The organism is Tepidibacter hydrothermalis, from assembly GCF_029542625.1.
Taxonomy (GTDB): Bacteria; Bacillota; Clostridia; order Peptostreptococcales; family Peptostreptococcaceae; genus Tepidibacter_A; species Tepidibacter_A hydrothermalis.
The window spans coordinates 2,006,844-2,019,057 of sequence record NZ_CP120733.1 but is presented as its reverse complement, the minus strand read 5'-3'; the positions used below and the strand labels follow the sequence as shown (position 1 = coordinate 2,019,057).

Below are 12,214 nucleotides of genomic sequence, written 5' to 3'. Positions count from 1 at the left end.
ATAGTGTAGATATTAATATGCAAGGAGGAAGTTATGGATATTGACATCTACAAATATATAGATAAAAGTATAAACTATGAAATACCAATAAATTATTTAAATAATATAGTTAAGTTAGTTAGAACTAATGACCAGTTAGGACATGATTTTTATTTAAATCAAAAATTGTTTATAGATAATATGTTTTATGATTTTTCTATGATATTTAGAAAAAATAAGTTTTCTATAAATAGTGAATATGATAGAAGTATTGTAGCTAAAAATAATAAATATACTATAAAATTATTTGGAGAATCTAGAGAATATACATTATCATTTGAAAATGATAAAAAAAGTTTGAAGGAATTTATATTACATGTAAATCCAAATAAGTCGAAGTTCTCAGTTTTAACAAACAACTGTGGATGGTATGTAAATTCAAATGGAAATGCATCTAGTTGTCATGAAATTCAATACAGTGACTGTGGTTTCTTAAAAGAAGAAATTGAAAAATTAAGACTATTAAAATATGAGAAGATAAATGCAAATAAATATATAGGTGATCTAGATTTTAATATATCTTTATTTAAGAATAAGGCATTAGTTGGAGAATGTAAAAATTTAAAAGGTGTATTTGATAAAATAAGTAACTTATAGTTATATTCATTAATCACAATCTATAGTTAATATGTTAGAATATATTGAGTACATATTAGGTTTAGAAAAATGGGGTGAATAGTATGTTAAGAACTATAAGATGGTTTATTTATTTTTGGTATAGTTTGATAGCTTTAATACCAGATATGAAAAAAGCAAAAAAATTAGATGAACAAGGTGATATAGCTAAAAAAGATCAACTAGTATCTAAAAATGCCAGTAATTGGGCTAAAGCTTTAGTTGAATTAACAGATACTAAAGTAAATGTTATAGGTGAAGATAATATACCTAAGGATGAAGCTGTATTATTTGTCAGCAATCATCAAGGGAATTTTGATATTCCAATACTTTTAGGGTTTATAAACAAACCTAAAGCATTTGTTGCAAAAGAGGAATTAAGAAAGATGCCTTTACTTAGAACTTGGATGGAATATATGAATTGTATATTCTTAAATAGATCTAATAACAGAGAATCTGTAAAAGCAATTAAACAAGGTATTGAGAACTTAAAGCAGGGATATTCTATGGTAATATTTCCAGAGGGAACTAGAAGTAAGGATGGTAAACTAGGGGAATTTAAGCCAGGAGCGTTAAAACTTGCAACTAAATCAAAAGTTAGAATAGTCCCTGTTACTATAAATGGATCTAAGGATATTATGGAAAAAGGAAGTTTTATCATAAAACCAGCTGATGTTGAGGTTATAATTTCTAAGCCAGTAGAAATTCCAGAAGGCATGGACAAGGATACAAAATCTCTTGCAGAAAATATAAAAAATATTATAAAAGAAAATTTAAAATAAACCTACTTTAAAAGTCTGAGAATAATTATTCTCAGACTTTTTTTGACTTATAGGTTATATATATAAAATCATTAAATATAATATATTGTACCTTTATTTAATAAAGAGTTTAACCTAAGGAGGATTTTTTATGTCTAAGATAATGGATATGAAAGAAGCTATTTCAAAATATGTGAAACCGGGAAATAGTATTATGTTTGGTGGCTTTTTAGGGTGTAATACACCTTTAAAGGCTGTTGATGAAATTGTAAACCAGAGAATAGGCGATTTGACTGTAATATCTACTGTTAATTCTTTTGTAGATAGTGATATCGGTATTTTGTTTAATAATAACTTAGTCAATAAATTTGTTGGGTCTCATATAGGGACAAATCCTACTGTGATTAAACAATATCAAAGTGGTCAAATTGATGTGGAATTTTTTCCGCAAGGAACGTTAATAGAGAAGATAAGAGCAAAAGGTGCTGGTCTTGGTGGAGTAATAACTCCAACTGGAGTAGGAACTTTAATGGAAGAAGGAAAACAAAAACTGACGTTGGATAATAAAGAATATCTTTTAGAAACTCCACTTGGATCTGATGTAACTATAATAAAAGGATGTAAGGCTGATAAGATGGGCAATGTTGTATATAAAGGAACTCCTAATGCAAATCCTATTATGGCCATGGCAGGCAATATAACTATAGCAGAAGTAGAAGAAATAGTTGAAGTAGGAGAACTAAAACCTACAGAAATAGGAACACAGGCAATATTTGTAGATGCTATTTGTTTAGGATATGATTCTAATACATATCGTGATAGAACTAGAGAAATGTGTAAACGTGTTGGAATATATAAATAAGGGGAGGGATAGTTGTGAATCCAAAAAAAAGAATAGCTATGAGAGCTGCCAAAGAGTTTAAAGACGGAATGGTCGTAAACTTGGGATTTGGAATACCTGTTTTATCGAGTAATTACATACCAGAAAAAGTAAATGTAACTTTGCAATCTGAAAATGGAATACTGAATTTTGGAGGAGTTGCAAAACTTGGAGAAGAAGATTGCACATTTTGCAATGCAGCAGGAATGCCGATGACTGAATTGGTTGGTTGTTCTTTGTTTAATTTAGATACATCATTTGCAATAATTAGAGGAGGACATGTAGATATAACTATATTGGGAGCCTTAGAAGTGGACCAGCATGGAAATATAGCCAATTGGGCACTTGAAAATAAAGATGGTAGATATAGTCCTGGAATGGGAGGCGCAATGGACCTTTTAGTAGGAGCAAAGAAAGTTATAGCTACTACTGTTCATACAACAAAGGACGGAGAATCTAAAATATTAAAAAAATGTAAATTGCCACTATCAGCAAAGGGAGTAGTTGATTTGATAATAACAGAGCTTGCAGTTATAGAGGTTACAAAAGATGGTCTTTTACTTAAAGAAATAGCACCTGAAGTAACACTTGAAGAAGTTATCAAAAAGACTGATGCAGATTTGATTATTTCTGATGAAATAAAAACTATGGAATAATACACACCCTTATATACATAATATGGTAAAATTAATTAAAACATTATTGTTTACAAATATATATTAAAAGGAGATTATAGAATTATGGATGATAGACAAGGAAGAGTACCATATGAGTATATAAGGGATATATTTCAAAAAACAGATCCAAATAAGATGTCTAAGTTTACTGGAAATGAGTACGATAAAGATAATAGTGAATTTACATTAAAGATTATAAATAAAAATTATAAGGTTAAATATCCAAGTGCTGATATATACAATGAAAATGGTGAAAAAGTAAACTCGTATATTGTAAAAATAATGGTACTAAGATATCTTGTAAATGGACAAGGTATATCTCAAACACATAAAGATATAACATTCAAGGATATTAATGGAGGACATGTATACTATAAAAACTTTTACAATAGAACAATATTAAGACTGGCTAATATATATGGAAATAACTTAAATCAATTTGAAAAGGATTTTGAAAATATAGAATGTGAAAAAACTAATACGGGTGATTTAGCGTATAGATTTGAATTCTTAAAAAATGTATTTTTTACATTTATAATATGGGAAGCTGATGAAGAATTTAATCCGTCTGCTAATGTATTGTTTGATAGTAACATAGAATACTATTTTAATGCAGAAGATTTAGCAGTTGTTGTAGATATTGCAATAACTTTTATAAAAAATAAAGGTAAATTACCTCTTGATTTAGGTATGTATAAATAAAGAATCTATAAAAATAAAAAAACCTCCATTAAGTTGCAGCTTAATAGAGGAATTTAAGAGATCTAAAAAGATCTAATAAAAATAATTCAATTGAATTATAACACAGAATTTGGTTGTTGGATATGGTTTTGGATAAAAAAAATAGTTAAATTTAAAACAATCATGATGAGTTAGATTTTAATCATGATGACGTTAATTTTACCAATAATTGTTTGAATTTAATAAAACCTCTTTATACAAAGTTGAATGTAGGTGATATAATATACTTGTATTAAGAGGTTTTTTTAATATTAAAAATGAAGGAGATATTATGGATAAAATAAATTTAAGCAAAGAGAAAAAAGCAAAGATGATTTCTTCAATAAAAAAATATTTTCAAGATGAAAGAGATGAAGATTTAGGAGATTTAGCATCATCTATGATTTTAGATTTTTTTATTAAAGATCTTGCTGCAGAGTTCTATAATCAAGGAGTGAGTGATTCTCATAAGTATATGAGCGATAGAGTAGAAGAACTATTTGAAATTCAAAAATACTAATTGTATATCAAGGAGTGATTAAAAGTGAAAAGAGAATTAAAAAAAGGAAGAATGTACAGACATTTTAAGAATAAATTATATCTAGTAATAGATACAGTAAAGCATTCTGAAACACAAGAGGATATGGTATTATATAAGGCTTTATATGGAGATTATGGACTTTTTGTAAGGCCATTTGATATGTTCCTTGAAGAGGTACCTGAAGGAAAAGTAAACCCTATGAATCAAAAATATAGATTTGAACTTATAGAAGATTAGAGCAACTAAGGAGGAAGCAATGAACAAGATTTGGGATGTAAAAGGAGAAAAAATACAAGGGTTATCAGTAGTTGAAAGTATCCTTCACTACAAAGGCATAACAGATGAACAAGAGATAGAAGAATTTTTGAGCGATAAACCGAAAAAAACATATGATCCATTTCTTATGAAAAACATGAAAGAAGCAGTAGATAAAATAAAATATCATATACATAATGACAATAAAATAGTCATATTTGGAGACTATGATGTTGATGGAGTTACATCATCTGCATTATTGGTAGAATTTTTTTCAAATATAACAGACAATATAGACTATTATATACCGAACAGATTCTCAGAAGGTTATGGACTTAATAAGGATGCTATAAAAAGTATCAAAGAAGATATGGATGCTGACTTAATAATAACTGTGGACAACGGTATTAGTTCATTTGAAGAAGTAAGCTATGCTAAAGAAATAGGTCTTGATATTATAGTTACAGACCACCATAATCCCCCTGAAAAACTTCCAGAGTGTATAATAATAAATGCAAAGCAAGAGGATGATGAGTATCCATTTAAAGAACTTTGTGGATGCGGGGTTGCTTTTAAATTAGCTCAAGCTCTTCAAAGAGAATTAGATCTTCCTAGGAATACATTATCGGCTCCACTTGATCTTGTAGCTCTTGGAACAATAGCAGACCTTGTTCCTTTAATAGATGAAAATCGAACATTAGTTAAATATGGGTTAAAAAGAATAAATTCAAATAAAAGATTAGGTATAGCTACTTTGAGAAAAGAAGTTGGACTTGATGAGAAAGAGATAAGTGCGGGAAGAATAGGGTATGTATTAGGACCGTGTTTTAATGCTGCAGGAAGAATAGAAGATGCAAAGCTTGGAGTAAAACTTCTTTTAGAAAAAAATGAGGAAGAAGCTACAAAAGTAGCAGCTATACTTCATAATCTAAATAGTGAAAGACAAGCTATTCAGGAAAAAGGTGAAGAACTCGCTAGGTTATTAGTAGAAACTAATTATATGAATCACGATTTTTTAGTTGTAAGAGCTGATGGTGTATCAGAAGGAGTTATAGGAATTGTTGCAGGTAGAATAAAGGACTTATTTTATAAGCCAACTTTAGTTGTTACAAAAACTGAAGAAGGATATATTAAGGGAAGTGGAAGAAGTATAAAGGGGATTAATATATACGACGAACTAGTCAATGTATCAGATTTATTCTTGGGATTTGGAGGCCATGAAATGGCATGCGGATTCTCACTAGAAGAGGATAAATTGGATGAGTTAAGAGAGAAACTTGATAAAAGAGCTAAAGAGATAAAATCTAATGACCCAAATATATTTATTCCTAAAGTCAATATCATGGCAGAACTTGATGCAGATCAATTAAGTGTAAACCTTATAAATGAGATATCAAAGCTGGAGCCTTATGGTATGGCGAATCCAAAGCCTTTATTTATGATTAAAGATATACAGGTTAATCCTAGCTGGACTAAGGGGTGTGGAAACAACAATGTACATCTAAAGTTTAGTGGAAAAAAAGACAATACTTTCTTAAGTGGAATTGGATTTTCGCTTGCTGAAAAGTATGATAGATTGAGTAATCAAAATACTGTAGATGTGGTATTTAGTCCTGAAATTAATGAATATAATGGGAAAATTACTCCTCAGATGGTTATGGAGGATATAAAGGAATCTAAATAGCTTATTTTAATTATTCAAAGATAGTGGTTAAGTGAACTGCTGTTTAATCCCAAAATAAATGGCATCAAAATACCGCTCATGTATTAAATATATTTAATAAAACTAAGCATTACATCTTATTGAATATCCTAAAAGTTCTAAACTCCCTTGCGGTCAAACAACGAACTTTCTTAACGGGTATTTAAACGCCATAATCTAAGTTTTATGGAAAAATATTAACAAAAAAGTAGCTAACATTTAAATGAACGGCATTTTTAAGTATATCTGTACTCTAGAGAAAATGTATAGAAAAATAATATATTAGACAAATGTGACCAAAAAATCGATGACGGGAGAGGGAAAATGAAGAAAATATTTTTAATAACATTCATGATAGTATGTATTTCAGTAATGCAAGTATGTGCATTTTCACCATATGTAAGTTATAATCAACATTTTAAAAGTGTAAATAAAACTGCCAAGATTGTACTTATCGATATGAATAATCAAACTATAAAACCTAAGGTGGCAAGAGCTCATGAAAAGATAGCTTCGGCTGATTCTTTAAAGCATATGACAGATAGCAAGAAAACTGATTCTAATAGAGTTATAGGTGGAATAAATGGAACGTATTTTAGTGCATATGATGGATCAAATCTTCCGTATGGAACACTTATAGAAGATGGTAAAGTGGTTCATGTAGGCAATTACGGTTCGGTTATGGGATTTACAGCTGATAACAAGATGATTATAGATAATCTTAATATCACTATAGATGGATACATAAATGATGAGAAACAATTTTATGCTTGGGGGCTTAATCATCCAAGAACTGAAAAAGATGCAATAGTTGTATATACTGAAGAGTATGGAGAAGCAATTTCTGCAAAAACAGGAAAAGCTATAATGGTGGAAAATGGAGTCGTTAAGTATATAGTAGAGAATAAAGATAACTTATGGGCATCTAAAAATGGACTTATAATAGTATTTAATGAAGAGGTAGCATATTTAGCAGATAGATTTAAAGTTGGAGATATAGTATCTTATAAATGTAATTTTGAATCTAAGAATATAGATCAAACTATAGAAGGTAATGTACAGTGGGATGATGTTACATGTGCTATAGGAGCTGGACCAAGTCTTATAATAGATGGTAAAATAACTGCAAATGGAGCACAAGAGGGATTTTGGGAAAGTAAGATAAATACATCTCGTGCTCAAAGAAGCTTTATTGGATATACTTATGAAAATAAATTGGTAATGGGAACAGTTTCAAATGCAAACTTAAAGGAACTTGCTCAAATATGTAAAGAAATGAATCTTAAGGGAGCTATGTGCATGGATGGGGGAGCTTCGTCTAGTCTTTATTATCAAGGAAAGTATATAACTGCACCTGGAAGAAATATAAATAATGCACTTGTGTTTACTGAGGAAATTGTGAATCAGTAGGAAAATAAAGTTTAAAACTAAAAAAATTAATAAAAAATAGTATGGTATTTAATCAAAAAAGATGCACTATTGTATATAAAAATAAGGAATGTCTAGAATTATAATTCTAGACATTCCTTATTTTTATGAAATTTGTTATTTCATTTCAAAACTTGCACAATCTGTACACTCTGGACATGTAGCATTTGGTTTATGCTTTTTAACTTCGATATGATTAAGAGTACAGTTATTATTAGATTGAGCATGATGTTTACATTCTGTTACATCACAACCTATATGAGTATTTCCTTGATGCATAATTACACCTCCTAAAATTGATTCAAAAATAGTATTAACTTTATAAAAATATTAATTACAGGGAATTATTTACAATCGAAAATATTTAAATTTAAATTGATAGAAAGAGCTATTATATATGAATAAAGTACTTAAATATTTTAGATTATTCGTATTTATATATGAAGAAGATAAAAGATATTAATAGATATTGACTATCAATATCTATTAATATAAAATATTATTCGACAAATAAAGTCAAAAAACGACAAAGACATTGAGAATGATATTTAATATTGAAAGGAGATGTGAAATGAGAATATCAAGAAGAGACTTCTTAAAGTGGTGTACAGCATCAGCTGCAGCAATAGGACTAACTAAGATAGAGTTAGAAAAATTAGAAGATGTAGTATTTGCTGCAGAATCAGCACCACCAGTTGTTTGGCTTCAAGGATCAGGCTGTTCAGGATGCTCTATATCATTACTGAATACAATACAAGAAACTACAATAGACGATTTGTTAATTAACAAAATAAGTATGAAGTATCATCATAATTTAATGACTGCAGCAGGTGATTTAGCTATATCTGCTATAGATGATACTGTTTCACAATACGATGGAAAATTTATATTAGTAGTTGAGGGTGCTGTTCCTACAGCTAATAATGGTACATATTGCGTTTTAAGTGAAAAAAATAATCAGCCATGGACAATGCTTGATGCAGTTAAAGAATTAGGACCTAAAGCTAAATATGTTATTGCCGCTGGAACATGTGCTTCTTTTGGAGGAGTGCCAAAAGCAGGAGTAAATCCTACTGGCATAAAGAGATTAGACAAAGAAATTTTAAATGGACTAACTAAAAATGAAATAATAAATCTTCCAGGCTGCCCGGCACATCCGTATACACTTACGAAAACAATAGTAGATTTATTACTTTATGGTATGCCTAGGTTAGATAAAGAAGGAAGGCCTCAAGCATTTTATAAAGAAAAGATACATGGATTATGTCCTCGAAGAGGAAGAGGTCAATCATCTCAACTAGGAGAGTCTGGATGTTATAAAAGTTTAGGGTGTCAAGGACCTAGAACAAATAATAATTGTCCAATTAGAAAGTGGAATAATAAAGTGAATTGGTGTGTTGACGCAGGGCAGCCTTGTATTTCATGTGCATCAGAAGATGTCTGGCAAAAACCAGTTTATAAATTTGAATAAATTGAAAAGGAGGGATATCAAATATGGCAACTAAAATAAAGTTAGATCCTGTAACTAGACTTGAAGGACACTTAAAAATTGAAGTTGAAGTAGATAGCAACAATAAAGTAATAAATGCACATAGTACAGGAAATATGTTTAGAGGGTTTGAAAAAATATTAGTTGGAAGAGACCCAAGAGATGCTATACATATAACACAGAGAATATGCGGACTTTGCCCTGTAAGTCATAGTATAGCTGCAGTAAAAGCAGTAGAAGATGCTTTTGGATATAAGCCTTCTTTTAATGCAATGTTAATGAGAAATCTTATTCTAGGTGGGAATTATATATCTGATCATATCTTACAATTTTATCATTTAACATTACTTGACTATGCTAAAGGACCACAACAAAGCCCTTGGACTCCAGGCTATGATGTTGATTATAGGCTAAGCGATTCTGAAAATACTGCTTTAATAAATAACTACATAAAGGCACTAGAAATAAGAAGAAAAGCTCATGAAATGACGGCTATATTCTCAGGAAAAATTCCTCATGTTATGTCAATAGCTCCAGGTGGAGTAACTCAAAAACTTACAAGTTCTAATATAAATCAATTCAAAACTTACTTGAATGAAATAAAATCATTTATAGATAATGAATACATAGATGACTTAAACTTATTAGCGGATAAATATAGTGATTACTATAACATAGGAAAAGGCTGCGGAAACTTACTTACATATGGTGTATTTGATATAGATACTAACGGAAATACATTATTCAAATCTGGAATATACAAAGATGGTTCATATAGCTCTATAGATATATCTAAGATAAAAGAGTATGCAAAATATTCTTGGTACACTAATGATTCTGGAAATAGACATCCATCAAGCGGAAAGACAGAACCAAGTTATGGTAAAAGTGGAGCGTATTCATGGTTAAAATCTCCTAGATACAATGGAGAAGTATTTGAAGTTGGACCTCTTGCAAGAATGTTTATGAATGGAGAATATACTAGAGGTATTTCTGTAATGGATAGACATATGGCTAGAGGACTTGAAAGTAAGAAAATAGCATCAGAAATGCTTAACTGGCTTAATTCATTATCAACTTCAGCAAGTACTTATACTCAATTACCACTACCTTCATCAGGAACTGGCGTAGGACTTACAGAAGCACCAAGAGGAGCATTAGGACACTGGTTAAACTTTAATAATCAAAGTATATCAAACTATCAAGTACTGACTCCTACTTGTTGGAATGTTTCACCAAGAGATGATTTTAATCAAATGGGAGCATTAGAGCAAGCATTAATCGGTGTAACAATACAAGATCCAACTCAACCAATTGAATTATTAAGAATCGTTCACTCTTTTGACCCATGCACAGGTTGTTCAATACATGTAATGGATTCAGAAAAAAATATTAAATCAAAATTTGTAGTATCAACACCAAATCCTAATGGAGCAATTTAATGAAAAAGATAGCTGTATTAGGAATTGGAAATATACTTTTAAGAGATGATGGTATAGGAGTACATATAATCAATGAACTTCAAAACCAAAACTTAAACAGTAATGTTGAATTAATAGACGGAGGCACCTGTATACTTGATTTATTAGGTGTGTTTGTAGAAAATAATAAAGTTATAGTAGTAGACAGTTTAAAGGGAGGGCATTTGCCAGGGACTATTTATAAAGTCCCTCCCCAAGAACTAGGGAACTATATAAAGGCAAATTCATCATTACATGATGTTCAAGTGTTAGACATTTTAAAAAGTGCAAATTTAATGGGACACTTTCCAGAAGTAATTATTGTTGGTATAGAACCTGAAGAAATATTTTTTGATTTGAATTTATCGGATACAGTAAAAGAACAAATTCCTAAAATTATTGAAGTTGTAAAAGAGGAGATAGATAAAGGAATAGGTGAGATTAATGCATGAAGTTTCAATTATGGGAGAAATTTTCGATGTGATTAAAGAAAATGCAGATAACCATAATCTTAAAAAAGTGAATAAAATAGTTCTGAAAATTGGAGAATTTACTTGTGTACAAGAAAGTGCATTGAGGTTTGCTTTTGAAGCTTTCTCAAAGGATACAAATGTTGAAGAGGCTGATTTTATCATAGACAAGATAGAAGCTAGTGCAAAATGTGATAACTGTGAAGAAACCTTTAAAGTAAATTTTACAAATAAAGTCTGTCCTAAGTGTAATACATTTAGTAACAATATAATTACTGGGTATGAGCTATTATTAGATGAGATTGAAGGTGAGTAAAATGAAGCAAATTTTAGTTAAAAAAAATATATTTCAAAGCAATGACGATATTGCAAATGAAAATAGAAAAATACTTTCTAAAAAAGGTATTTTTACAATAAATATGTTAGGTTCTCCTGGAGCTGGTAAAACATCAGTACTAGAACAGATTATAAAAAGCTTAAAGAATGAAATTAGTATGGCTGTAATAGAAGGAGATCTTTATACAGCTAAAGATGCCGAAAGGATAGAAAGTCATGGCATTAATGTTATTCAGGTTAATACAGGTGGCGCTTGTCACTTAGATGCTTCGATGGTAAAGGAAGCCATGGATAATATAGGTGTTGAAGGTTTAGATTTTCTTATTATTGAAAACGTAGGAAATCTAGTATGCCCTGCATCGTATGATCTTAGTGAAGATATAAAGATAACTGTATTAAGTATAACAGAAGGAAATGATAAGCCATTAAAGTATCCTTCAATGTTTCAAAAATCAGAAGTACTTATAGTTAACAAAGTAGATTTATTAGAACATACTAATTTTTCAATGGATGAATTATATAAAGATATAAAGTCTTTAAATGAGAATATGAAGATATTTGAAGTATCTTGTTCAACAGGAGAAGGAATTGAAGAGTTATCGAAATTTTTAAAAGACAGTATTGAAGAAAAAAGGAGGAAATTATAATGCCAAGTCTTGGATTACCTGAATTAGTAGTTATATTTTTCATAGCACTTTTAGTTTTCGGACCTAAAAAATTACCTGATATGGGTAGAGCTTTAGGAACATCTATTAAAGAATTTAAAAAAGCAACAAAAGAAATAACAAAAGAATTAGATGAAGAAGAAAATAGCAAATAGAAAGAATAAGAAGGGTGAGAT

General features: G+C 29.8%; 16 protein-coding genes. 15 read left to right on the top strand and 1 reads right to left on the bottom strand.

Annotated elements, in window-relative coordinates; all coding sequences use genetic code 11:
- Positions 1 to 33: 33 nt before the first annotated feature.
- From P4S50_RS09355 to P4S50_RS09315, 9 genes are all read left to right on the top strand, one after another.
- Positions 34 to 636 carry a hypothetical protein gene (locus P4S50_RS09355; RefSeq protein WP_277734598.1) on the top strand — a complete coding sequence of 201 codons (603 nt, stop codon included), beginning with the start codon at positions 34 to 36 and terminating at the stop codon, positions 634 to 636.
- A gap of 83 nt (positions 637 to 719) precedes the next feature.
- Positions 720 to 1,436 (top strand): lysophospholipid acyltransferase family protein, encoded by a 717-nt coding sequence (locus P4S50_RS09350; RefSeq protein ID WP_277734597.1) that lies wholly within the window; start codon positions 720 to 722, stop codon positions 1,434 to 1,436.
- Positions 1,437 to 1,566: 130 nt separating this feature from the next.
- A complete protein-coding gene (locus P4S50_RS09345; RefSeq protein ID WP_277734595.1) occupies positions 1,567 to 2,277 on the top strand; it encodes a CoA transferase subunit A in 711 nt (236 codons plus the stop codon).
- 14 nt (positions 2,278 to 2,291) lie between these two features.
- Positions 2,292 to 2,951 (top strand): 3-oxoacid CoA-transferase subunit B, encoded by a 660-nt coding sequence (locus tag P4S50_RS09340; RefSeq protein ID WP_277734593.1) that lies wholly within the window; start codon positions 2,292 to 2,294, stop codon positions 2,949 to 2,951.
- Positions 2,952 to 3,035: 84 nt separating this feature from the next.
- A complete protein-coding gene (locus tag P4S50_RS09335) occupies positions 3,036 to 3,674 on the top strand; it encodes a DUF3786 domain-containing protein (RefSeq protein WP_277734592.1) in 639 nt (212 codons plus the stop codon).
- A 310-nt stretch (positions 3,675 to 3,984) separates the two neighbouring features.
- Positions 3,985 to 4,212, top strand: a complete 228-nt coding sequence (locus P4S50_RS09330; RefSeq protein WP_277734591.1) for a DUF2164 domain-containing protein — start codon at positions 3,985 to 3,987, stop codon at positions 4,210 to 4,212.
- 24 nt (positions 4,213 to 4,236) lie between these two features.
- Positions 4,237 to 4,470, top strand: a complete 234-nt coding sequence (locus P4S50_RS09325; protein ID WP_277734589.1) for a DUF1653 domain-containing protein — start codon at positions 4,237 to 4,239, stop codon at positions 4,468 to 4,470.
- Positions 4,471 to 4,489: 19 nt separating this feature from the next.
- Positions 4,490 to 6,172 carry a single-stranded-DNA-specific exonuclease RecJ gene (recJ, locus tag P4S50_RS09320; RefSeq protein WP_277734588.1) on the top strand — a complete coding sequence of 561 codons (1,683 nt, stop codon included), beginning with the start codon at positions 4,490 to 4,492 and terminating at the stop codon, positions 6,170 to 6,172.
- A gap of 342 nt (positions 6,173 to 6,514) precedes the next feature.
- A complete protein-coding gene (locus P4S50_RS09315) occupies positions 6,515 to 7,600 on the top strand; it encodes a phosphodiester glycosidase family protein (protein WP_277734587.1) in 1,086 nt (361 codons plus the stop codon).
- A gap of 135 nt (positions 7,601 to 7,735) precedes the next feature.
- On the opposite strand, the gene P4S50_RS09310 is transcribed toward P4S50_RS09315, so the two are convergent.
- On the bottom strand, positions 7,736 to 7,897 hold the full coding sequence (locus tag P4S50_RS09310; RefSeq protein WP_277734585.1) for a DUF1540 domain-containing protein: 162 nt from the start codon (positions 7,895 to 7,897) through the stop codon (positions 7,736 to 7,738).
- A gap of 292 nt (positions 7,898 to 8,189) precedes the next feature.
- Between P4S50_RS09310 and P4S50_RS09305 the strand changes: the two genes are divergently transcribed.
- Genes P4S50_RS09305 through P4S50_RS09280 form a run of 6 tightly spaced genes read left to right on the top strand, consistent with a single transcriptional unit; the run spans position 8,190 to position 12,193 of the window.
- Positions 8,190 to 9,089 carry a hydrogenase small subunit gene (locus P4S50_RS09305; RefSeq protein WP_277734583.1) on the top strand — a complete coding sequence of 300 codons (900 nt, stop codon included), beginning with the start codon at positions 8,190 to 8,192 and terminating at the stop codon, positions 9,087 to 9,089.
- A gap of 23 nt (positions 9,090 to 9,112) precedes the next feature.
- Positions 9,113 to 10,549, top strand: a complete 1,437-nt coding sequence (locus tag P4S50_RS09300) for a nickel-dependent hydrogenase large subunit (protein WP_277734582.1) — start codon at positions 9,113 to 9,115, stop codon at positions 10,547 to 10,549.
- Positions 10,549 to 11,019, top strand: coding sequence for a hydrogenase maturation protease (locus P4S50_RS09295; protein WP_277734581.1), 471 nt, complete (start codon positions 10,549 to 10,551; stop codon positions 11,017 to 11,019). The genes P4S50_RS09300 and P4S50_RS09295 overlap by 1 nt, the downstream gene beginning before the upstream one ends.
- Entirely contained in the window at positions 11,012 to 11,353 is a 342-nt protein-coding gene (gene hypA / locus P4S50_RS09290) for a hydrogenase maturation nickel metallochaperone HypA (protein WP_277734579.1), read from the top strand. Before P4S50_RS09295 ends, hypA begins: the two co-directional genes overlap by 8 nt.
- A gap of 1 nt (position 11,354) precedes the next feature.
- Positions 11,355 to 12,020, top strand: a complete 666-nt coding sequence (hypB, locus tag P4S50_RS09285) for a hydrogenase nickel incorporation protein HypB (RefSeq protein WP_277734577.1) — start codon at positions 11,355 to 11,357, stop codon at positions 12,018 to 12,020.
- Positions 12,020 to 12,193, top strand: coding sequence for a Sec-independent protein translocase subunit TatA/TatB (locus P4S50_RS09280; RefSeq protein ID WP_248484249.1), 174 nt, complete (start codon positions 12,020 to 12,022; stop codon positions 12,191 to 12,193). The genes hypB and P4S50_RS09280 overlap by 1 nt, the downstream gene beginning before the upstream one ends.
- Positions 12,194 to 12,214 lie beyond the last annotated feature (21 nt).

Bases quoted from the DNA above. Each gene is read 5' to 3' on its own strand.
- P4S50_RS09355 (WP_277734598.1), top strand. From the start codon at position 34: ATGGATATTGACATCTACAAATATATAGATAAAAGTATAAACTATGAA.
- P4S50_RS09350 (WP_277734597.1), top strand. From the start codon at position 720: ATGTTAAGAACTATAAGATGGTTTATTTATTTTTGGTATAGTTTGATA.
- P4S50_RS09345 (WP_277734595.1), top strand. From the start codon at position 1,567: ATGTCTAAGATAATGGATATGAAAGAAGCTATTTCAAAATATGTGAAA.
- P4S50_RS09335 (WP_277734592.1), top strand. From the start codon at position 3,036: ATGGATGATAGACAAGGAAGAGTACCATATGAGTATATAAGGGATATA.
- P4S50_RS09330 (WP_277734591.1), top strand. From the start codon at position 3,985: ATGGATAAAATAAATTTAAGCAAAGAGAAAAAAGCAAAGATGATTTCT.
- recJ (WP_277734588.1), top strand. From the start codon at position 4,490: ATGAACAAGATTTGGGATGTAAAAGGAGAAAAAATACAAGGGTTATCA.
- P4S50_RS09315 (WP_277734587.1), top strand. From the start codon at position 6,515: ATGAAGAAAATATTTTTAATAACATTCATGATAGTATGTATTTCAGTA.
- P4S50_RS09310 (WP_277734585.1), bottom strand. From the start codon at position 7,897: ATGCATCAAGGAAATACTCATATAGGTTGTGATGTAACAGAATGTAAA.
- P4S50_RS09305 (WP_277734583.1), top strand. From the start codon at position 8,190: ATGAGAATATCAAGAAGAGACTTCTTAAAGTGGTGTACAGCATCAGCT.
- P4S50_RS09300 (WP_277734582.1), top strand. From the start codon at position 9,113: ATGGCAACTAAAATAAAGTTAGATCCTGTAACTAGACTTGAAGGACAC.
- P4S50_RS09295 (WP_277734581.1), top strand. From the start codon at position 10,549: ATGAAAAAGATAGCTGTATTAGGAATTGGAAATATACTTTTAAGAGAT.
- hypA (WP_277734579.1), top strand. From the start codon at position 11,012: ATGCATGAAGTTTCAATTATGGGAGAAATTTTCGATGTGATTAAAGAA.
- hypB (WP_277734577.1), top strand. From the start codon at position 11,355: ATGAAGCAAATTTTAGTTAAAAAAAATATATTTCAAAGCAATGACGAT.
- P4S50_RS09280 (WP_248484249.1), top strand. From the start codon at position 12,020: ATGCCAAGTCTTGGATTACCTGAATTAGTAGTTATATTTTTCATAGCA.